Source organism: Kribbella sp. WER1, assembly GCF_054189145.1.
The window spans coordinates 5,606,948-5,626,318 of the sequence record NZ_CM135186.1; the positions used below are offsets into that span (position 1 = coordinate 5,606,948).

22 protein-coding genes and 1 pseudogene are annotated in these 19,371 nt (G+C 69.9%); 15 read left to right on the top strand and 8 right to left on the bottom strand.

Going from position 1 to position 19,371, the window contains the following annotated elements:
- Nucleotides 1–36 precede the first annotated feature (36 nt).
- Genes ACXJJ3_RS27230 through ACXJJ3_RS27240 form a run of 3 tightly spaced genes read right to left on the bottom strand, consistent with a single transcriptional unit; the run spans nt 37 to nt 2,302 of the window.
- Complete coding sequence (locus tag ACXJJ3_RS27230; RefSeq protein ID WP_458164691.1) at nt 37–702, bottom strand: ABC transporter ATP-binding protein; 666 nt, start codon at nt 700–702, stop codon at nt 37–39.
- Nucleotides 699–1,751 (bottom strand): peptidoglycan-binding protein, encoded by a 1,053-nt coding sequence (locus tag ACXJJ3_RS27235; protein ID WP_458164692.1) that lies wholly within the window; start codon nt 1,749–1,751, stop codon nt 699–701. The genes ACXJJ3_RS27230 and ACXJJ3_RS27235 overlap by 4 nt, the downstream gene beginning before the upstream one ends.
- The gene (locus ACXJJ3_RS27240) at nt 1,751–2,302 is read right to left on the bottom strand and encodes a hypothetical protein (RefSeq protein WP_458164693.1); all 552 of its coding nucleotides are present in this window, start codon (nt 2,300–2,302) and stop codon (nt 1,751–1,753) included. The genes ACXJJ3_RS27235 and ACXJJ3_RS27240 overlap by 1 nt, the downstream gene beginning before the upstream one ends.
- A gap of 105 nt (nt 2,303–2,407) precedes the next feature.
- Between ACXJJ3_RS27240 and ACXJJ3_RS27245 the strand changes: the two genes are divergently transcribed.
- The 11 genes and pseudogenes from ACXJJ3_RS27245 to ACXJJ3_RS27295 all read left to right on the top strand — a co-directional run bounded on the left by ACXJJ3_RS27245 (nt 2,408) and on the right by ACXJJ3_RS27295 (nt 12,628).
- Nucleotides 2,408–3,064, top strand: a complete 657-nt coding sequence (locus tag ACXJJ3_RS27245; RefSeq protein WP_458164694.1) for a response regulator transcription factor — start codon at nt 2,408–2,410, stop codon at nt 3,062–3,064.
- A gap of 95 nt (nt 3,065–3,159) precedes the next feature.
- Nucleotides 3,160–4,389, top strand: a complete 1,230-nt coding sequence (locus ACXJJ3_RS27250) for a sensor histidine kinase (protein WP_458164695.1) — start codon at nt 3,160–3,162, stop codon at nt 4,387–4,389.
- Between the two features lie 35 nt (nt 4,390–4,424).
- Nucleotides 4,425–4,766 (top strand): YciI family protein, encoded by a 342-nt coding sequence (locus ACXJJ3_RS27255; RefSeq protein WP_458164696.1) that lies wholly within the window; start codon nt 4,425–4,427, stop codon nt 4,764–4,766.
- Nucleotides 4,763–5,974 (top strand): RNA polymerase sigma factor, encoded by a 1,212-nt coding sequence (locus tag ACXJJ3_RS27260; protein ID WP_458164697.1) that lies wholly within the window; start codon nt 4,763–4,765, stop codon nt 5,972–5,974. The genes ACXJJ3_RS27255 and ACXJJ3_RS27260 overlap by 4 nt, the downstream gene beginning before the upstream one ends.
- Before the next feature lie 163 nt (nt 5,975–6,137).
- Nucleotides 6,138–6,353, top strand: a pseudogene (locus ACXJJ3_RS27265) (4Fe-4S binding protein); the annotation flags it as partial.
- 155 nt (nt 6,354–6,508) lie between these two features.
- Entirely contained in the window at nt 6,509–7,003 is a 495-nt protein-coding gene (locus ACXJJ3_RS27270) for an NADH-quinone oxidoreductase subunit J family protein (protein ID WP_458164698.1), read from the top strand.
- Between the two features lies 1 nt (nt 7,004).
- Nucleotides 7,005–7,322 (top strand): NADH-quinone oxidoreductase subunit NuoK, encoded by a 318-nt coding sequence (gene nuoK / locus ACXJJ3_RS27275; protein WP_458164699.1) that lies wholly within the window; start codon nt 7,005–7,007, stop codon nt 7,320–7,322.
- Complete coding sequence (locus ACXJJ3_RS27280; protein ID WP_458164700.1) at nt 7,319–9,085, top strand: NADH-quinone oxidoreductase subunit 5 family protein; 1,767 nt, start codon at nt 7,319–7,321, stop codon at nt 9,083–9,085. Before nuoK ends, ACXJJ3_RS27280 begins: the two co-directional genes overlap by 4 nt.
- Entirely contained in the window at nt 9,082–10,638 is a 1,557-nt protein-coding gene (locus tag ACXJJ3_RS27285; protein WP_458164701.1) for a complex I subunit 4 family protein, read from the top strand. The genes ACXJJ3_RS27280 and ACXJJ3_RS27285 overlap by 4 nt, the downstream gene beginning before the upstream one ends.
- Nucleotides 10,635–12,086 (top strand): NADH-quinone oxidoreductase subunit N, encoded by a 1,452-nt coding sequence (locus ACXJJ3_RS27290; RefSeq protein ID WP_458164702.1) that lies wholly within the window; start codon nt 10,635–10,637, stop codon nt 12,084–12,086. Before ACXJJ3_RS27285 ends, ACXJJ3_RS27290 begins: the two co-directional genes overlap by 4 nt.
- 71 nt (nt 12,087–12,157) lie before the next feature.
- Entirely contained in the window at nt 12,158–12,628 is a 471-nt protein-coding gene (locus ACXJJ3_RS27295; RefSeq protein ID WP_458164703.1) for a hypothetical protein, read from the top strand.
- Here the strand turns inward: ACXJJ3_RS27295 and ACXJJ3_RS27300 are convergent.
- Nucleotides 12,615–13,466, bottom strand: a complete 852-nt coding sequence (locus ACXJJ3_RS27300; protein ID WP_458164704.1) for an arylamine N-acetyltransferase family protein — start codon at nt 13,464–13,466, stop codon at nt 12,615–12,617. The genes ACXJJ3_RS27295 and ACXJJ3_RS27300 overlap by 14 nt on opposite strands.
- A gap of 19 nt (nt 13,467–13,485) precedes the next feature.
- On the opposite strand from ACXJJ3_RS27300, the gene ACXJJ3_RS27305 reads away from it, so the two are divergent.
- Nucleotides 13,486–14,004 carry a GNAT family N-acetyltransferase gene (locus tag ACXJJ3_RS27305; protein WP_458164705.1) on the top strand — a complete coding sequence of 173 codons (519 nt, stop codon included), beginning with the start codon at nt 13,486–13,488 and terminating at the stop codon, nt 14,002–14,004.
- An 18-nt stretch (nt 14,005–14,022) separates the two neighbouring features.
- Nucleotides 14,023–15,036, top strand: a complete 1,014-nt coding sequence (locus ACXJJ3_RS27310; protein WP_458164706.1) for a lactonase family protein — start codon at nt 14,023–14,025, stop codon at nt 15,034–15,036.
- Here the strand turns inward: ACXJJ3_RS27310 and ACXJJ3_RS27315 are convergent.
- Both ACXJJ3_RS27315 and ACXJJ3_RS27320 read right to left on the bottom strand, forming a co-directional pair.
- Nucleotides 15,033–15,329, bottom strand: a complete 297-nt coding sequence (locus tag ACXJJ3_RS27315) for a hypothetical protein (RefSeq protein WP_458164707.1) — start codon at nt 15,327–15,329, stop codon at nt 15,033–15,035. The genes ACXJJ3_RS27310 and ACXJJ3_RS27315 overlap by 4 nt on opposite strands.
- On the bottom strand, nt 15,326–16,192 hold the full coding sequence (locus ACXJJ3_RS27320) for a phytanoyl-CoA dioxygenase family protein (RefSeq protein ID WP_458164708.1): 867 nt from the start codon (nt 16,190–16,192) through the stop codon (nt 15,326–15,328). Before ACXJJ3_RS27320 ends, ACXJJ3_RS27315 begins: the two co-directional genes overlap by 4 nt.
- 102 nt (nt 16,193–16,294) lie before the next feature.
- Between ACXJJ3_RS27320 and ACXJJ3_RS27325 the strand changes: the two genes are divergently transcribed.
- A complete protein-coding gene (locus tag ACXJJ3_RS27325; RefSeq protein ID WP_458164709.1) occupies nt 16,295–17,074 on the top strand; it encodes a helix-turn-helix domain-containing protein in 780 nt (259 codons plus the stop codon).
- Nucleotides 17,075–17,084: 10 nt separating this feature from the next.
- Complete coding sequence (locus ACXJJ3_RS27330) at nt 17,085–17,816, top strand: hypothetical protein (protein WP_458164710.1); 732 nt, start codon at nt 17,085–17,087, stop codon at nt 17,814–17,816.
- Here the strand turns inward: ACXJJ3_RS27330 and ACXJJ3_RS27335 are convergent.
- Together ACXJJ3_RS27335 and ACXJJ3_RS27340 are read right to left on the bottom strand one after the other, a co-directional pair.
- Nucleotides 17,780–18,412 carry a hypothetical protein gene (locus ACXJJ3_RS27335; RefSeq protein WP_458164711.1) on the bottom strand — a complete coding sequence of 211 codons (633 nt, stop codon included), beginning with the start codon at nt 18,410–18,412 and terminating at the stop codon, nt 17,780–17,782. The two genes, ACXJJ3_RS27330 and ACXJJ3_RS27335, sit on opposite strands and share 37 nt — an antisense overlap.
- Nucleotides 18,413–19,342 carry a phosphotransferase enzyme family protein gene (locus ACXJJ3_RS27340; protein ID WP_458164712.1) on the bottom strand — a complete coding sequence of 310 codons (930 nt, stop codon included), beginning with the start codon at nt 19,340–19,342 and terminating at the stop codon, nt 18,413–18,415.
- Nucleotides 19,343–19,371: the final 29 nt, after the last annotated feature.

Here is a 19,371-nt window from a genome sequence, read left to right on the forward strand (position 1 = left end):
GGGTGGGTGGTGGTGGCTTTTTGAGGGGGTTGTTGGTCATGGGTGGGCCTTCTCGGTCAGGTGGCCGTCGTGCATGTGGAGTTGGCGGGGGAGGGAGGCGGCGATGTCGCGGTCGTGGGTGATGACGACGACGGTGGTGCCGGCGCTGTTGAGGTCGTGGAGGAGTTGCATGACGCCGGCGCCGGACGTGGAGTCGAGGGCGCCGGTGGGTTCGTCGGCGAGGAGTACGGCGGGTTCGCCGGCGACGGCCCGGGCGACCGCGACGCGTTGGCGTTCGCCGCCGGACAGCTCGTGCGGCTCGTGCCGCAACCGATGGCCGAGGCCGACCCGCTCCAGCGCGGCCGCCGCTCGCCGGCGCCGGGCCGACAGCCGCAGCCCGGAGTACAGCAGGCCGTCCGCGACGTTGTCGATCGCGCGTACGCCGGCGGCCAGGTGGAACTGCTGGAACACGAACCCGATCCGGCTGGCCCGCAACGCCGACAACCCGGCGTCGGACAGCCGCGCGACGTCGTACCGGTCGATCCGGACCGTTCCGGACGTCGGCCGGTCGAGCGTTCCGAGGACGTTCAGCATCGTCGACTTCCCGGAACCCGACGGCCCGACGATCGCGACCAGCTCGCCGCGCTCGATCCGGACGCTGACCCCGGCGAGCGCCCGGACCCCACCCGCGTACTCCTTCGTCACCTCGTGCAACTCGATCATTTCGGCATCCCCACCGTGGTACCGGCGGTGATCCCGGTGCCGCTGATCTCGACCTGGCCGCTCGCGAACAACCCGGTCTTCACCGGCACGTACCGCGACGTCGTCCCGTCCGTGACCTCGACGCCGAAACCGCCTTCCCGGAGCGCGACCAGCGCCGCGACCGGGACGGTCAGCACGTTCTTCCGCTCCGAGGCGGTGAACGTGACGTCGGTCGCCGCGGACGTCCACGCTGCCACCGCCTTTTGGTTGGCGATCCCAATGATCACCTGGACCTTGGTCTCCGGGTCCTTGTCCGGGCTGCCTGCCGGAATCACCACCGTGGAAACTTTCTGAATCTTTCCGACAACGTTTTCCCCGTCCGGCAGCGCGACGCCCACCGCCGCGCCGACGACCGCGAGCCGCTGGTCCGCGGCGTCCAGCTGCACGGTGACCGCTCGAGTGGTGCCGGTGTAGTTGAGCACCGGCTGGTTCGGCCCGAGCGGCGAACCTTCCTGCGCCGGCACACTGTCCACCCGGATGTGCCCGGGCGCGAACAGCACGCTGCCCAGCTCGACCACACCCGTCTCGTCCAGGCCGAGATCGTCCTGCCACGCCTCCACCGCGGTCGCCGTCGCGTCCGTGTACGAGTCGTCGACGGTGAAACCGGAGTACCCCATCGCCCGCAGGTTCTCCTCGAGCTGCCGGACGTCCTTGCCCTCGGCCCCGACCGCGAGCCTCCGATACGCCGCCAGCGCGCCGTACAGCAATGTGGTCGGCTTGTTGTCGATGCTGTACACGGTGTTCCCGCGCCGCAGCTCCTGCCCGCTGTCCGGTACGGCGGTGACGGTGCCGGCGAACCGGTTCACCGCCGCGGACGTCGTACCGAAACCGAGCGTGCCGTTCTGCGTCTCGGTGTCCTTCAGGGTCTGCCGGGTGACCTTGGCGGTGTTGACCGGGAGCGGCTGCGCGGCCTGGTTCGTGGTCTGGCCGGCGTCGCCGCGGTTCACCAGGAACACGCTTGCGGCACCACCGGCGACCAGCACCACGACCGCGGTGATCGCCTTCCGCATCAGCGGGCCGCCAGGATGCTCTGGCAGGCGTCCTGGGCCTTCTTGAAGTCCGGGTCGTCGGCGACGCCCGGGCCGATCATGATCCCGCGCTGGTCGGGCTTCGGGTCCGGAAACTTCTCGACACCGTTTTCCCGCATGCATTCCGCGTACTTGCGGCCGTTTTCCTGCTGCTGCGGGTTGGCGCTGCTCTGCGCCTGCGGGTCGTACTGCCGGCAGGCCTCCATCGCCTGCTGGACCTGGTCCTGGGTGACGCCGGAGTTCTTGTCGAACTTCAGCATCGGGCCCTTGCCCGGCTCGGGGTCCGGCACGTTCAGGCCGTGTTCCCGCAGGCACTGGGTGAACTTGACGGCCATGTCGTCCTTGCTGAGGCTGGCCGGCGCGCTACTCGCCGCGGTGGACTGCGGTTCCCCGCCGGACGCGACCCGGGCGTCGGGCTTGTCGGCTCCACAACCCGCCAGGATCAGACCGGCCGCCAGAACGGAAACGGCCAGAACGGAAACAGCCAGGACGGGAATGCGCCCGATGGCGTTGCGCTGGATGCTGTTGCGCATCGTTGCTCCTCTCGTTTCCGGAAACCCTGGTCGGAACGTCGTTTCCGGACCGTTTCCGACGACGGAAACACCGGGGAAACAGCGCGGTCGGGCACCATGGGGTGCGTGCGGGTACTGGTGGTCGAGGACGAACCGTTGCTGGCGGCAGCGATCGCGGAGTGGTTGCGCGACGACTCGCACGCCGTCGACGTGGCCGGTGACGGCGGTGCCGCGCTCGAGCGGCTCGCGGTCAACGGGTACGACGTACTCGTCCTGGACCGCGACCTCCCGGTCGTGCACGGCGACGAGGTGTGCCGGCAGTTGGTGGCGTCCGGGTCGGACACCCGGGTGCTGATGCTGACCGCGGCGGCCGCGGTGACGGACCGGGTCGAAGGCCTCGGGCTCGGCGCGGACGACTACCTGACCAAGCCGTTCGCGTTCGCCGAGCTCGCCGCCCGGGTGCTCGCGCTCGGCCGTCGCAGCCGCCCGGCCGATCCGCCCGTACTGCGACGCGCCGGGCTCGCGCTGGACCCGGCGCGGCACGAGGTGTTCCGCGACGGCCGGTACGTGCCGTTGTCGAAGAAGGAGTTCGCCGTACTCGCGGAGCTGCTGCGGGCCGACGGCGCGACCGTGTCGGCCGAACAACTGCTGGAGAAGGCATGGGACGAGCACGTGGACCCGTTCACGGGGGCGGTACGCCTGACGATCCTGAAGCTCCGCCGGAAGCTCGGCGAGCCGGGACTGGTCGAGACCGTCACCGGCGTCGGCTACCGCATCCCCTGAGCCTGCGCCTGCGCGGCCGCCTGCGCCTGCGCGGCCGCCTGACGCTGCGCGGTCGCCTGACCCTGCTGTACGGCGGACTGTTCCTGGTCGCCGGCGTGCTGCTCCTCGGCGTCACCTACGCCCTGTTCAGCGCGAACCTCGGCCAGCAGTACCGCGTGGTCATGAAGGGCACCTACCTGAGCCCGGCGCCCGGCCGCACCACCGCCCCGCCCCCACCACCGTCCAACGACGTCTACGTCATGAACAAGGACGGCGCCGTCCTCACCGGCTCGGACGCCGAGCGCGTCATGCAGCAGCAACGCGAACAAGTACGGCAGGCGGCGATCAAGTCGATGCTGACCCAGGGCAGCATCGCGTTGGTCGTCGTCGGCGCGTTGGCGGCGGGCTTCGGTTGGCTGGTCGCGGGTCGGGTGCTAGCTCCGCTGCATCGGGTCACGGACACGGCCCGCCGGATCGCGGCCTCACCAGCGGCGCTCCACGAACGGATCGGCCTGCGCGGCCCGGAAGACGAGGTGAAGAACCTCGCGGACGCGTTCGACACGATGGTCGAACGGCTGGACCATTCGTTCGACGGCCAGCGCCGGTTCGTCGCGAACGCGTCCCATGAACTCCGTACGCCGTTGACGCTCGGCCGCGCGCTGGTCGAGGTCGCGATGCACCGGCGTACGGCGTCCGCTGACGTGAAGGAGCTGGGCGAGAGCCTGCTGACGATCAACGCGCGGCACGAGCAGCTGATCGAAGGGCTGCTGATCCTCGCCGATTCGGAGAAGCAGCTGACCGCGGCCTATCCGGTCAACCTGAGCGACGTCGTCATCCACGTCGCGGGCCAACTCGCGAGCGAGGCCGCCGCGGCGGATGTCGAGGTGATCCGCGGCCCCGGCGACGCCCCGACCAAGGGCGACGCGCTGCTGCTCGAACGGCTGGTCCACAACCTGGTCGAGAACGGTATCCGCCACAACACGGACCGCCAGGCCATCACAATCGACGACCGCGCGAGCCCGCAGGCGGAGCACACCGCGGAAACAGCAGATGTGATGGGCCTGGCGTCCGGTCGCTGGGTCCGCGTGGTCAGCAAGCGGGTCGGCGATGAGGTGCAAGTTGTTGTAACGAACACCGGCCCGGAGATTCCGCCGTACGAGATCGAGAGTCTGTTCAAGCCGTTCTACCGGCTCGGCGCCGAGCGGCTCGTCGGCGGGAAGGGCGCCGGGCTCGGGCTGTCGATCGTCCGGTCGGTGGCCGAGGCGCACGACGGCACGGTGACGGCCGTACCCCGCCCCGGCGGCGGCCTGGAAATTACAGTGGTGCTGCCTGTCGATCCGGGGTGAGGCCGTTCGTGTAGATGGCGAGAAGGAGGAGAACCATGAACCAGTACGTACTCAGCATCTACCAGCCCGACGGCCCGCCGCCCCCGCCGGAGATCCTCGACCCGATCATGCGCGACCTCGACGTCCTGAACAAGGACCTCAGGGAAGCCGGGGTCTGGGTCTTCGACGCCGGCATGCACCCGCCGGAGACCGCGACCGTGCTGCGGGCGAAGGACGACGAGGTGCTGGTCACGGACGGCCCGTTCACCGAGGGCAAGGAACATCTCGGCGGCTTCATCGTGATCCGGGTCGAGGATCTCGACGCCGCCCTGCACTGGGGACGCCGGCTCACCCAGGTGCTCGGCCTCCCGGTAGAGGTTCGGCCTTCGCAGTCGTGAGCCCAGAGCTGGAAGCGATCTTCCGGGCCGAGCACGGGCGCGCGGTGGCCGTGCTGACCCGGGTGTTCGGTGATCTGGAGATCGCCGAGGACGCCGTTCAGGACGCGTTCGCGGCGGCGCTGGAGAAGTGGCCGGAGTCCGGCGTACCGCCGAGTCCGGCCGGCTGGATCATCACGACCGCGCGGAACCGTGCGATCGACCGCCTGCGCCGGGAGTCGGCGCGGGCGGACAAACACGCCCAGGCGGCGCTGCTGCACGCCGAGGCCGAGCCGGTGGAGGAGGGCGCCGTGCACGACGACCGCCTGCGGCTGATCTTCACCTGCTGCCATCCGGCTCTCGCACTGAACGTCCGGGTCGCGCTGACGCTCCGGATGCTCGGCGGCCTCAGTACGACGGAGATCGCCCGCGCGTTCCTGGTGCCGGAGCCGACGATGGCGCAGCGGCTGGTCCGCGCGAAGGCGAAGATCAAGGTCGCGGGTATCCCGTACCGCGTCCCGTACGAGGCGGACCTGCCCGAGCGCGTCCGCGGCGTCCTCGCGGTCGTGTACCTGATCTTCAACGAGGGGTACGCCGCCTCGTCCGGCGAGACGCTGGTCCGCGACGAGCTCGCCGCCGAGGCGATCCGGCTCGGCCGGCTGCTCGTGGACCTGATGCCGGACGAACCCGAGGCCGTCGGGCTGCTCGCGCTGATGCTCCTGCAGCAGTCCCGCCGCCCGGCGCGGGTCGCCGCCGACGGCTCGCTGATCCGGCTCCGCGACCAGGACCGGACGGCGTGGGATCGCGACCTGATCGCCGAAGGACACGAGCTGGTACGACGCTGTCTGCGCCGCAACCAGCCCGGCCCGTACCAGCTGCAGGCGGCGATCAACGCCGTACACGCCGATGCCGCCACTGCGGACGCGACCGACTGGCCGCAGATCCTCCAGCTCTACGACCACCTGCTGACGCTGGACCCGACCCCGGTCGTGGCGCTCAACCGCGCGGTCGTCGTCGCCGAGGTGGACGGCCCTGCCGCGGCCCTCGCGCTGGTCGACGAGCTGTCCCTCGACACCTACTACCTCTCCCACGCGATCCGCGCCGACCTCCTCACCCGGCTGGGCCGTACGGCCGAAGCACAGCCGGCGTACGAAACCGCCGCCACCCTCACCACCAACCAGGCCGAACGGGCCTTCCTGCTACAGGCAGCGGATCGGGTCATGGGACGCTAGTGTCCTGTTAACCGACGGGAGGTGGAGTGTGGGGCTGCCTGGTAAAGGGCTGGTCGAGGGGTTGAAGGTCACTGCGCGGACGCTGGCCCGGCGGTCCGTGACCGAGCAGTACCCGGACGTCCAGCCGGAGCTGCCGCCGCGTAGCCGGGGCGTAATCGCGCTGATGGAGGAGAACTGCACCTCCTGCATGCTGTGCGCCCGGGAGTGCCCGAGCTGGTGTATCTACATCGACTCGCACACCGAGACCGCGCCGTCGGTCGGTGAGCAGGCCCGCGAGCGCAGCCGGAACGTGCTGGACCGGTTCGCGATCGACTTCAGCCTCTGCATGTACTGCGGGATCTGCATCGAGGCCTGCCCGTTCGACGCGCTGTTCTGGTCGCCGGAGTTCGAGTACGCCGAGACCGACATCCGCAACCTGACCCACGAGAAGGACCGGCTCCGCGACTGGATGTGGACCGTCCCCGCCCCGCAACCCATCGACCCCGGCCCGACCGCCGAGGACGCCCTGGACACCCAGGGCACTGGGGACACCGAGTGACAACGGTCCTGTTCTCCGTCGCCGGGCTGGTGGCGGTCGCCGCGGCCGTGCTCGTGGTCACGTCTCGCCGGATCGTGCACGCCGCGCTCTGGCTGGTGCTCGCGCTCGGCGCGGTGGCCGGCTGTTTCGGCGCGCTGCAGGCCGAGTTCGTGGCGCTGGTCCAGATCCTGGTGTACGTCGGCGCGATCGTCGTACTTGTGCTGTTCGCGCTGATGCTGACCAAGGCTCCGACGAATCCGCTGCCCGAGCTGACCACCGGCCGCAGCCCGTTCGCGGCGGTGGTCGCCGGTGTCCTCGCACTGCTCCTCGGCACCGGCGTGGTCCTTGCCTTTGGCAACCAGAAGGTCAAGCCGGTGCCCGACGGCTCGCCGACCGCGGTCGGCACCCAGGTGTTCAAGCACTGGGTGCTGCCGTTCGAGGTGCTGTCCGTGCTGTTGCTCGCGGCCCTGATCGGCGCGATCGCCCTGTCGCAGCGGAAGAAGGAGGACTGACATGCCGTTGGTCCTCCCGCTGCTGCTGGCGGTGGTCCTGTTCTGCATCGGCGTGTACGGCGTGCTCGCCCGGCGGAACGTGATCACGATGCTGATGTCGTTCGAGCTGATGCTGAACGCGGTGAACCTGAACCTGGTCGCGTTCGACGCCTGGCGGGTGACCGAGGCGACCGGGCAGACGCTCGCGGTGTTCGTGATCACGCTGGCGGCGGCCGAGATCGGCCTCGGGCTGGCGATCGTGCTGCTGCTGTTCCGCGGGCACGGCCACGTCGACGCGGACGCGGCCCGGGACCTGGTCGAGCAGGAGGAGGCGTCGTGATCGGCACCGCGTGGCGGGTCGTCGGCGTCGGCTTCTCGCTCCTCGTCGTCCTCGCCTCGGCCCTGCTGTACGGCGTAACCCCTCAGCACACCACGGCTCCCGGCACGGGGATCGGCGCGGACTTCTGGTTCTCGTACGAGTTCCGCACCGACGGGCTGACCGTGTTGATGCTCGCGGTCGTCGGCGTGGTGTCGGCCTGCGTACAGATCTACTCGATCGGATACGTCCGCGAGCGCGTCGCGTCGTACACGGCGCTCGTCACGCTGTTCACCGCGGCGATGGTCACCGTGGTCGTGTCGGACAACCTGTTCCTGCTGCTGATCGGGTGGGAGGTGATGGGTGCCTGCTCGTACCTGCTGATCGGCCACTACTGGGAGCGGCAGGACGCCCGTGCCGGGGCGATGAAGGCGTTCCTGATGACCCGGTTCGCCGACGTCGGATTCCTGTTCGGGATCTTCGTGCTGGGCGTCGGCTACCACACGTTCCGGATCTCCGAGCTCGGCAGCGGCCCGATCGAGCCGCACACGCTGACGATCGGCACGTTGCTGCTGCTCGTGGGCGTGGTCGGGAAGTCGGCGCAGGTCCCGTTGCAGACCTGGCTGCCGGACGCGATGCCCGGTCCGAGCCCGGTCAGTGCGCTGATCCACGCCGCGACGATGGTTGCCGCGGGCGTGTTCCTGATCGCCCGGCTGTTCGACCTGTTCGTCGAGGCTCAGGCGACGATGACCGTACTGGCCGTGGTGGCCTGCGTGACGATGCTGTTCGCGGCGTCCTGCGCGATGGCGGCGGTCGAGGTGAAGCGGGTGCTCGCCTGGTCGACGGTCAGCCAGTTGGCGATCATGTTCTCCGGGCTCGCGCTCGGCACCCACGGTGGTCGGCACGCGGCGCTGTTCCACCTTCTGACCCATGCGGCCTTCAAGGGCCTGCTGTTCCTCTGCGCCGGCGTCCTGCTGCATCAGGTCGGCAGCGCGGCGTTCGTCGTACTGCGGAAGTACTCCCGGCGCGGTGCGCTGCGGAAGCGGCTGCCGGTGACGTTCGTGACGATGACGATCGGCCTCGCGGCGCTGGCCGGCGTACCTGGGTTCGCCGGGTTCTTCTCCAAGGACTCCGTGGTCGAAGCGGCCTGGGAGACCGCCCGGGACGGGTCGGTCGTGGGCTGGATCGTGCTCGTGTCGGTGTGCCTGACCGCGATGATGACCGCGTTCTACTGCGTGCGCCTGTGGTTGTGGGTCTTCTTCCGTACGCCGGCCGTCGTCGGCGCGATCGGTGCGTTCGAGGACGACGACGCGATGGCGGACCTCGACGAGCCGGACGTGCGCAAGCTCCGCGAGGGGTCGTGGCTGATGCTGGCGCCGATGATCCTGCTGACGCTCGGGGCGATCGGCCTCGGCTACACCGACGGTATCCACCTGAACTGGGCGATCGCGCTGGTCACGACGGTCCTCGCGGTGCTCGGCGCGCTCCCGGCGTACTCGCTGTGGCGGCGCGGTGCGGACCCGCGGCCGGTGCTGCTGGAACGTGAGTACGGCGTGGATCCGGCGTACCAGCGGGTGGTCGTGGTGCCGGTGCGGTGGCTGGCGCGGTTGACGGTCGGCGGGGACCAGGACGTGATCGGGGCGTACGTCCGGGCGGTCGGGCGGATCGGGGTGCTGGCGTCGGCCGGGTTCCGGAAGTTGCAGACAGGGAACGTGCAGACGTACCTGACGGCGGCGGTGGTCGGGGTGGTCGCGCTCGCGATCCTGGCGGGGGTGATCGGGTCGTGAGCCAGTGGTTGCTGATCGCGCTGGTGGCGGTTCCGGCGGTGACGGCCGGGGTGCTGTGGGGGCTGCCCGCGGTGCTCGGGGAGCGGGTCGCCGCGATCGTCGGGTCGGCGGTGTCGGGGCTCGTGCTGGTCGGCTCGGTGTTCCTGTGGTGGGACATGCGCCGCCCCCACTGCCCGTGCACAGCAGAGTCATTCTTTGTGGGCTATGAATCGCCGCCGCGGAACTTGCCAGGGAAGTTGTTGCCCTACGCCCAGACCGACGTCTCCTGGATCCCGCAACTCGACGTCCGGTTCCACCTCGCGATCGACGGCGTCTCGATGCCGCTCATCACGCTCACCGCCCTCCTGGTCTTCCTCTGCAGTCTCTACTCGCTGAAGATCACGCCGAAGATCGGCCGGGTCCGCTCGCTGATCGCGCTGCTGCTGGTGATCGAGACCGGCGTGATCGGCACCTTCTCGGCCGCCGACCTGGTGCTGTTCTTCGTGTTCTTCGAGATCGTGCTGATCCCGATGTGGCTGGTCATCGACATCTGGGGCGACCATCACGACCGGCCCGGGCGCCGCCGGGCGGCGAACACGTTCGTCCTGATGACCGTGCTCGGCTCCGCGTTGATGCTGCTCGGGTTCCTGCTGATCCATCGGCAGACCGGGACGTTCGACCTGGCGTTCCTCGGCGAGCATCCGCTGCGCGGCGGGCACGGGATCCCGCTGGCGGCGGCGGTCCTGATCGCGGTCGGGCTCGCGGTGAAGATGCCGCTCTGGCCATTGCACATCTGGCTTCCGGACGCCCACGCGAAGGCGCCGACGGTCGGCTCGGTGCTGCTGGCCGGAGTACTGCTGAAGCTCGGCAGCTACGGCATGATCCGGATCCTGCTGCCGATCCTGCCCGGCGCGACCGCCACGATCGCGCCGTACCTGGCAGGGTTCTCGGTGGTCGCGGTCGTCGCCGGATCGCTGGCCTGCCTGGCGCAGACCGACGTGAAGCGGCTGATCGCGTACTCCAGCGTCGGGCACATGGGCTTCATCGGGCTCGGTATCGCGACGATGTCGCCGGAAGGCCTGAGCGGCGCGCTGTACGCGAACATCGCGCACGGCATCATCACCGGGCTGCTGTTCTTCCTGGCCGGCGCGATCAAGGACCGGCACGACACGAGCGACCTGCGGGCGATCGGCCGCGCGCTGTACGCCCGGCTGCCGCGGATCGGCGGGCTGCTCACGTACGCGTGCCTGGCGTCGCTCGGGCTGCCCGGGCTGGCCGGGTTCTGGGGCGAGATGCTGATCCTGCTCGGCGCGTACCACCCGGCCGGCACCTTGCCGCGGGCAACCTTCGTCGTGCTGATGGTGATCGCCGGGCTGGGCGCCGTACTGACCGCTGCCTACTTCCTCCGGCTGATCCGGAACCTCTGCCAGGGCGATCCGGCCGAGTATCCGGCGGCGCCGTTCGCGGTCGACCTGAGCCGGATCGAGTTCGCCACGTTCGCGCCGCTCGCCGTACTGACCGTCGTGCTGGGGCTGTGGCCGTTCACCCTGCTCAACGAGTGGATGGTCCTATGACGCTGACGTGGACGGACTGGCAGGCGGTCGCCGTACCGTTGGTGCTGGCGATCGGTGCGATCGCCGTACTGCTCGTCGACAGCTTCTGGAAGAGTGCTCCGGCCGGGTTGCGGCACATCGTCGTCACGGTGCTGACCAGCGCGGTGATCCTGTTCGGGCTCGTGTTCGTGTGGGCGCAACGGACCGACTTCAAGCCGGCGTTCTGCCGCCCGGCGGTCGAGGGGCCGGCGGAGTGCAGCCTGGTGTTCGAGCCGTTGACGGCCGGGTTGTGGGCGGTGCTGCTGATCGGCGGGCTCGGCGTCGTCGGGTTGTCGACGTACCGGCTGCTCGCCAAGGACGTGCCGATCGGCGAGTACCACTTCCTGCTGCTGAGCGCGCTGACCGGCGCGACGGTCCTCGCGGGTGCGCGCGACCTCGCGACGCTGGTGATCGCGCTCGAAGTCGTGTCGCTGCCGACGTTCGCGATGGTCGGGCTGCGGCGCGACCGGCACGGGTCCGAGGGTGCGCTGAAGGCGTTCCTGGTGTCGGTGCTGTCGACCGCGGTGATGCTGTTCGGCGTCTCCTACCTGTACGGCGTGACCGGCTCGCTGTACCTGACCACGATCGCGAACCGGCTCAGCGGGCTCGACCCGAACCTGTCCCGGGTGGCGTTCGCGGCCGGGCTGTTCGTGATCGTCGGGTTCGCGTTCAAGATCGCGGCGGTACCGTTCCACGCCTGGCTGCCGGACACGTACGTCGGTGCGCCGGTCGAGGTCACGACGTTCCTCGCCGTGGTGTCGAAGTCGGCCGGAGTCGCCGGGCTGCTCGTGGTCGTCACGTCCGGGATCGCGCCGGCCGGCTCCGAACTGCGGACCGTGGTGGCGATCCTCGCGGCTGTGACGATGACCGTCGGGAACCTCGCGGCGCTCCGCCAGGTCGAGGCGGTCCGGCTGCTCGCCTGGTCGTCGATCGGCCAGGTCGGCTTCCTGCTCGCCCCGCTGGCCGTCGGCGACGCGCGCGCCGTCGTCGGGTACCTGGCGGCGTACGTTGTGGTGACGCTCGGCGCGTTCGGAGCCGTGGCCGTCGTCCAACGGCATCGCCCGGCCGGGCTGCTCACCGACTACCGCGGCATGGTCCGCTCGGAGCCGGGGCTCGCGGCCGCGCTGATCTTCTTCCTGGTGGTGCTCGCCGGGCTGCCGCCGGGGTTCGCGGGGCTGTTCACGAAGTTCGCGGCGTTCCAGGCGGTGATCGACGCGCACCTGGGCTGGCTGGCGATCGTGATGGCGATCAACGTGATGATCGGCCTGGCCGTGTACCTGCGGTGGATCGCGGAGCTGTTCCGGCTGCCCGCCGACGATCCGTTCTCGGTCGACATCGAGACTCCGGCCGTCACCATGCTCACCCTGTGCGCGGCGCTGACCGCGGTCCTGTCGGTGCTCCCGAGCATCCTGTTCGCGCTGGTCACGTGACAGGTTCCGGTCAGCCTCGGCGGGGTGGCTCTTGCGGTGATTACGGTCGGAGCATGTTCGCCCGAGGACTCATGACATGGACGCTGCTGGCCGTCGCGGCCGGGTGTGGCGCGGACCATCCGGCCGCACAGCCGAGCCCATCACAGCCGAGTGCCAGTCCGACCGTGGTTCAGAGCAGCACGGTCGCGACGCCGACCCCGCCCTCTCCGGCAGTTCCCGCCGCGAAGGACGGGCAGAACTACAAAGCCTGCGTCGACGGCACCTGCGAGGTGCTGGTCCGGTCGAAGGCGGCGATCAACCTCAGCGGCGACACGTTCACCGCGACCGTTGCGAAGGGCACCCTCAAGCTCACCGACTCGCGCGGCTACATCTCGCTGAGCCGGACCGGCGTGTCCTCCAGCCGCAGCGGTAGCGGCGGTGTCGGAGGTGCAGCCGGCGGGATCGCCGCGGCCAGCTGGAACGACGAAGACGGCCCGGTCCACACCGCCACGCTGACGTACGCCGAAGGCGACACCGTCATCGTTCGGTTCACGAAGGGTTAGCCCGCGCCAGGAAGTCCTCGTACTGCGCCCACACCCGCCGCCACAGGACGTCCCGGTCGGCGGCGGTGTAGTGCGGGAGCGGCAGCCGGAACACGTCCGCGAGGGCCGTGAAGTAGTCGGCGCGGTCGTCGAGCAGGCGGTTGTCGACGCGGTCGGCGTACGTCTCGCTCAGGCCGATGGACCGCAGTACGACCACCGATTCCGGTGTACGGCGGAACGCGGACGCCAGCTTGACGAACCGGGACTCCGGGTCCGCGGACAGCTCGGCGTGCTTCGCCGCGAAGGCCTCCAGCGGGACGGGCGCCGCCTCGAAGTCCATGCCGATCAGGTTCGCGCGCGGGTCGTGGTCGAGGCGCCAGCCGTCGGTCTTGTCGGACGGGCGGAGCCGCAGCGTGAACGGGTACTGCGTGGACTCGCCCGGCTCCAGCGGCATCGGGTGCCGGAGCCCGTCACCCAGACCGGCGTCCACCAGCCACACCCGCTCCGGGTCCTCGGCCAGCCCGCTCACGGTCAGCACCAGGTGGCTGCCGTCGATGACGCTCGGCCGGTTGACCGTCTCGACGCCGCCGCGGTGCATCCGCACGCGGTACCCGAGCTCGGTCAGCAGCCGCGCGAAGGTCCCGTTCAGCTGGAAGCAGTACCCGCCGGTCTCGCGCGCGACGATCCGCTTCGCGACCTCCTCCGGCTCGAACGCGCCGCCGAGCGTCACCTGGTACTGCACGGTCTCGTACGGCACCTGATCCACGAAGGCCTCGTGCAGTTGCGTCAACGCCTCCAGCCGCGGCGGGCCGTCGTACGCGTCGATCCCGATCCGTTGCAGAAACGCGGCGGTGTCCATGCGCCTTAGGCTAGGCGAGGTGATCGACGTCCTCGACGGAACTGCAGCTCTTGCCATCGCCGACGAACTCGGGCAGGTGTTCGCCGCGGCCTTCGGCCCGGAGGAGGACACCGAACGGTTCACCACCGAGACGCTCCCGACCCACGCCTCCCGCGCCGCCTTCAAACTGGTCGTGGCCCGGCAGAACGAACGGCTGGCCGGGTTCGCGTACGGGTACACCGGGGAGCGCGGGCAGTGGTGGCCGGATCGCGTGGTGGCGGCGGTCGGGCCGGAGCTCGCGGACGCGTGGGTCGGCGGACACTTCGAGGTCGTCGAACTCGCCGTCCATCCGGACGCTCAACGGCACGGCCTCGGGGCCGCGTTGATGACCGAGCTGATGCGCGACCTCCCGCACCGGCGGGCGCTGCTCGGGACGGATGCCGACGACGGTCCGGCGCCACGCCTGTACCGACGGTTGGGCTGGCAGCGTCTGTACCCCGATCTCGGCTGGGGCAGCGCGCTCTACGGGCTGGACAGGGGAGTGCCTGGCGGGCGTTGACCTGGCAGGGTAGGCGTCATGACTTCTGAGCGGATCTATGTCGGGAGCTACACCAGTCAGGCCGGCGGTGGGGACGGGATCGCGTTCGGCCCGCTGGACGGGCTCGCCGTGACGGCGACGATCGCGGACCCGTCGTTCCTGGTCAGGTCCGCGGACGGGCGTTTCCTGTACGCCACCAACGAGGAGCAGGACGGCCAGGTCGCGGCGTACGCGATCGGCGCGGACGGCGGGCTGGAGCTGCTCAACCAGCAGCCGACCGGCGGCGCGAGCCCGTGCCACCTCGACATCGACCCGTCCGGGCGGTACCTGCTGTCGGCCAACTACACGTCGGGATCGGTCGCCATCCACCCGATCGCCGCGGACGGTTCGCTCGGCGAGGCGACGCAGATCCTGCAGCGCGAGGGATCCGGGCCGAACAAGGACCGCCAGGAAGGGCCGCACGCGCACCAGATCGCGTTCGACATCGAGGGCGCGTACGTCTTCGACGTCGACCTCGGCTCCGACACCGTCTACTCGTCGACGCTCACCGCGGACGGCCGGCTGGAAGAGGTCGACCGGCTGCACGTCCACCCGGGCGCGGGCCCGCGGCACCTGGTCTTCCACCCGATGGGGATCGCGGCGTACGTGATCAACGAGCTCGACTCGACGCTCACCGTCTGCAGCTACGCCGACGGCAAGCTGCAGACCGTGCAGACCGCCTCGACCCGGCCGGCCGACTCGCCGGGCGAGAACTACCCGGCCGAGCTGCTGATCTCCGCCGACGGCCGTTTCCTGTACGGGTCGAACCGCGGCGACAACACCGTCGCGGTCTTTGCGGTCGCCTCCGACGGGCTGAGCGTCGAGCTGGTGCAGACCGTCCCGTCCGGCGGGAACTGGCCGCGACACCTTGCCTTCAGCAACGACGGCACGGTGCTGTACGCCGCGAACGAGCAGTCCGACCAGATCGCCACGTTCGGCATCGCCAACGGCCGGCTGACGGCTCAGGGAGAGCCGATCAGCTGGCCGCGGCCGGTGTGCATCCTGCCCGTCTAGACGAGCTTCTCGAAGAAGAACTCGTGCTTGAGGAACGACACGTCGTACTCGTGACCCGGGTACGGCGGGTTCAGCTGTGACGCCTGGAACAGCCGCCAGCCGTCCTTGAGCGCGTCGAGCCCGGTTGCGTACGGCGGGACGTCGCTGTCACCTGTTGTCGGGTGCGTCTCGCCGGTCCCGTCGTACGTCGACCAGCCGACCGTCCGTGAGTCCAGCGCGGACGACGCCAGGTACAGCACCAGCACCTGCTGGCGAAGGCCGGTGCGCTGCGGGTTCTCTGCAGTGGCGGTCATGCCATCTCCTTCTTGTTCGCGGCGTGCGGGTTGTTGACGCGGTCGGCCACCACACGCTGCGGGCGGTTCGTCACACGGGTGACCCAGTAGTTCGGGTCGTACGTGTCGTCGCCGCTGATCGCCCGCCACATCAGGATCCGGTTGTACCGTTCCAGCCGGCCGGTGGCGTTCTCGTACCACGGGAAGTTCTGCTCGAGCTCGGCCGCGACCGCGTCGTCGTACAGGTCGTCGGTGTTCCAGAGCCGCACCTGACGGACCGTCGGGTTGAAGCGGATCTTGAACATGTACCGGTCGAGGTTGCTGTCGTTCTTGCGGCCGCCGTGCCAGATGCCGTGGTGCAGGAACTGCACGGTGCCGGCCGGGCAGACCAGCCGGGTCTGGCCGAGCAGGTTCTGGTACCGGCCGGTGTCGGACTCGTTCGTCCGGCGCAGGTGGCTGCCCGGGACGCTGAGTGTGCCGCCCATTTCGAGCGTGACGTCCTGCGGGTAGTACATCAGCTGGACGTCGAAGGCGTCGGTGCGGACGTCGATGATCGCGTCACCGTGCAGGTTCTGGGCCTCGCCCTCGTTCGCCCGGCGGATGTGCACCGCGTGGTGGTCGACGGTCGGCTCCGGGCCGACCAGGCTGTGGATCGCGCCCGCCACCTCCGGCAGTTGCACCAGCCGCTGGACGAACTCGCTGTCCACGAACGCCTCCGACAGCGGGGTGCCGTACGGAACACCCGGAATGCCGTTGTTCAGGACCTCGATCGCCTGCTGATTCATGTCGTCCGGTACGACGGCGTCCATCCGGAGGGCGCCGGTGGCGACGAAGTGCGCCATCTGCACCGAGGTGAGCAGATGCTTGCGATGCGGGTGGGGCATGGAGACTCCCTGTTCGCGGTAGTGGTCACTACTCCTCCATTCTGCGATCGAGCGCCGTTGCTTCGCGTGGGTTGTGATCACTACTGGTGGTAAATTTTCCCCGTGATCGCATTGCATCTGGCGCAACCGCCGGAGGTCGCGAACGTCGGCGCCGGAATCCACGGAACCCGTGGTCCGCGCGACGTCTTCCGGTTGCCGGACCTGTGGCAGCTGCACCTGTACAACTACTCGGCCGAGCTGACGCTGCTCGGGAACACGTTTTCTGTCGCGCCCGGATACGTTTCCTTGACGCCGGCCGGGACGCAGGTGCAGTTCGACTACCGCGGCCGGTCGGAACACCTGTACGCGCATTTCCGCCCGGTTTCCGTCGGCGAGCCGTCGTACGTCCCGGTCGTCCAGGACGCGGGGGAGGCCGCGCCGTTGCTGTCCGGGCTGCTGCGGTCGGCGATCGAGTCCTCGCCGTCCGGGTCGTCGCGGATGACGGCGGAGGTCTGGGCCGCGCTGTGGCGGATCGCCGAGCTGGCACCGGCGCCGGTCGAGTCCGGGCATCCGGCCGTCGCCGCGGCGATCGCGCACATCGAGGCGAACCTCGCGCAGCCGCTCGCCGTACCGGAGCTGGCGCGGGTCGCCGGCGTCTCGCACAACCACCTGACCCGCCTCGTCCAGGCCGAGACCGGCTCCACGGTCATCGCGTACGTCCGCCGGCGGCGGATGATGCGGGCCCGGCACCTGCTCGTGTCCTCGACGCTGTCGATCCCGGCGATCGCGGCGTCCGTCGGCATCCCGGACCTGCAGGCCTTCAACAAGACCTGCCGGCGCGAACTCGGCGCCTCGCCGCGCGCCGTCCGTAATGCGGTGGCCGGGGCCGCGCCCGGGGTCTAGCGTTCGCGACATGTACCAGTTGATCCCGGCCGGCGACGCCCCGCAGTACGACGCCGAGGCCGAACAGCGGTTCGCCGAGGACTGGCCGGAGTTCATCTTCCACGACGCCGAGGTGCCGAAGTACCGCGACCGGCGGGTGCAGTACTTCCCGCAGTGGGAGTTCTACTTCGTCGCCGACGACCGGCTGATCGCCGGCTGCTGGGGCGTACCGCTCGCCTGGGACGGCACGGTCGCCGACCTGCCCGGCGGCTTCACCGACGCCCTCGCGCGCTCGGTGACGTCGTACGAACAAGGCGTCGTACCGAACACCTTCGTCCTGATGGCCGCCGCCGTCCGCTCCGACGAACAAGGCCAAGGCCACGCCGGCCGCGTCATCACCGCCGTCCGCGACCACGCCGTCGCCAACGGCCTCCCCCAGGTCATCGCCCCCGTCCGCCCGACCCTCAAGTCGAGCTACCCCCTCACCCCCATCGAAACCTTCATGACCTGGACCCGCCCCGACGGCCTCCCCCTCGACCCCTGGCTCCGCACCCACGTCCGCCTGGGCGCCACCCTCCTGGCCCCCGCCCCCGCCTCCCAAACCATGACCGGCTCCGTCGCCGACTGGGAATCCTGGACAAAGATGCGCTTCCCCTCCACCGGCACCTACACCATCCCCGCCGGCCTAACCACCCTCGCAATAGACGTAGAAGCCAACACAGGCCTCTACAGAGAACCCAACATCTGGCTCCGCCACCCCTGACCCGCAGGGGTGAAAACAAAAGACTGCACGAACGGCGCCAGCCCGCACCGAGCCGCCAGCAGGACCGGCTCCTCGTACGCGGGCCAGGTGTCCTGCTCAGTGCCGTTCCAGAGGTAGAACCAGACGATCGGCCCGTCCGCTCCCACGTAGCCGAGGACACTCGGATACCGCGGATTCCTCCCACCGATCCGCACCGACGGCTCCCCGAACAGGTCGAGCACGTCCGCCTCCACGTGATCCGTCGCGCAGTACTGACCGAGCCGGCCACGCAGTGCGCCGTACTCGCGCTCCTCGAGCGTCCGGTCGATCGTCAGCCAGCCTTGCTGGTGGGCGTAGTCCGCGTACGCCGACGCGATCGCCTCCGCCCCGTCGCCCGGCATCAGCCGCCGCACCACACCGGCCACACCGATCGACGACCAGGCCCCAGCAGCTTCGAATGCCTCCTGCCAGGCCCGGCTGTCGCTGGTCTCCGTGACATAGATGACCTCGTCGAACTTGTAGTTCAGCCCGAGCTCACCGCCGTACATCCCCGGTCGGCGCACCGCACCGTTCAGCCCCTCGATGAAGTGTTGCTGGATCTGCTCGACCGTAAGCATCTACTGCACCGCCAGGGCGGCTAGGCCGGTGGTGAGGATGCCTTTGGTGACCTGGAGGGCGTAGGGCTCGTCGGGGCCGGTGAGGGACTGGTGGGACCAGCTGATGACGTCTTCGTAGGCGCGGACATGGCGGTAGTAGTGGACGGCTTCCTCGTCGAGGGTGTGGGGGCCGTAGCCGTGCAGGAACGCTTCCTGCTGGGCGGGGGTGGTCGGGCCGACGTCGCCCATGCCGCCGAGCATGAACATCAGGTCCTGTTCGCGGGGTGCGAGGATCACGTCGTCCCAGTCGATCAGGTGCAGGCCGTCGCCGACGAGGACGTTGCCGATGTGCGGATCGCCGTGGCACACCACCCGCGGCCCGGCGGGGGCAGGCGGCCGGTTCGTGAGCAGGTCGGCGATGACGTCGTCGTACTGCGTCCACACCGCGGCGAGCTCCTCCGCGACGTCCCCCTCCGGCGTTTCCAGCCGCCGGCGTACATCGTCCACCACCGCGGGCATCCGCGCGTCGATGTGGCTGTGCTTCGGCAGCGCGTCCCGCAGCCGCGGCGGCGGTTCCGCGTCGTGCACGCGGCGGAGCAGTACGCCGTACTCCGACCACTGCTCGTCCGTCAGCCCGATCTCCGCCGCCCGCGGGCCGTCGATCCACGGCGTCACCGTCAGCCGCTTCTTCGCGTGCACGCTCCACAACCCGCCCTCGGACGTCCGGATCAGCTCCGGTACCCCGGGCAGCCCGCTGTCGGCGAGGAACGCCGCGACCTGGTGCCCCGTGTTCGTCCCGGCCCCGCTCCACTTCACCGCGTACGTGTTGGTCGCCGTACCCGCCATCCACACCTGCGCCGCGACGTCCGCGCCGTACGCCACCGGTGTGAGATCCACCACTTCAAGCCCGAAGTCGGCCAGCAACCACTTCCGCATCAACGTCTCACCCACGCCCGCCAGCATGCCGGGCAACCGCCCCA

Coding starts and splice junctions, on each gene's coding strand:
- ACXJJ3_RS27295 (WP_458164703.1), top strand. CDS start 12,158: ATGACATGGACGCTGCTGGCCGTCGCGGCCGGGTGTGGCGCGGACCAT.
- ACXJJ3_RS27310 (WP_458164706.1), top strand. CDS start 14,023: ATGACTTCTGAGCGGATCTATGTCGGGAGCTACACCAGTCAGGCCGGC.
- ACXJJ3_RS27330 (WP_458164710.1), top strand. CDS start 17,085: ATGTACCAGTTGATCCCGGCCGGCGACGCCCCGCAGTACGACGCCGAG.
- ACXJJ3_RS27255 (WP_458164696.1), top strand. CDS start 4,425: ATGAACCAGTACGTACTCAGCATCTACCAGCCCGACGGCCCGCCGCCC.
- ACXJJ3_RS27240 (WP_458164693.1), bottom strand. CDS start 2,302: ATGCGCAACAGCATCCAGCGCAACGCCATCGGGCGCATTCCCGTCCTG.
- ACXJJ3_RS27315 (WP_458164707.1), bottom strand. CDS start 15,329: ATGACCGCCACTGCAGAGAACCCGCAGCGCACCGGCCTTCGCCAGCAG.
- ACXJJ3_RS27230 (WP_458164691.1), bottom strand. CDS start 702: ATGATCGAGTTGCACGAGGTGACGAAGGAGTACGCGGGTGGGGTCCGG.
- ACXJJ3_RS27335 (WP_458164711.1), bottom strand. CDS start 18,412: ATGCTTACGGTCGAGCAGATCCAGCAACACTTCATCGAGGGGCTGAAC.
- ACXJJ3_RS27320 (WP_458164708.1), bottom strand. CDS start 16,192: ATGCCCCACCCGCATCGCAAGCATCTGCTCACCTCGGTGCAGATGGCG.
- ACXJJ3_RS27300 (WP_458164704.1), bottom strand. CDS start 13,466: ATGGACACCGCCGCGTTTCTGCAACGGATCGGGATCGACGCGTACGAC.
- ACXJJ3_RS27235 (WP_458164692.1), bottom strand. CDS start 1,751: ATGCGGAAGGCGATCACCGCGGTCGTGGTGCTGGTCGCCGGTGGTGCC.
- nuoK (WP_458164699.1), top strand. CDS start 7,005: ATGCCGTTGGTCCTCCCGCTGCTGCTGGCGGTGGTCCTGTTCTGCATC.
- ACXJJ3_RS27290 (WP_458164702.1), top strand. CDS start 10,635: ATGACGCTGACGTGGACGGACTGGCAGGCGGTCGCCGTACCGTTGGTG.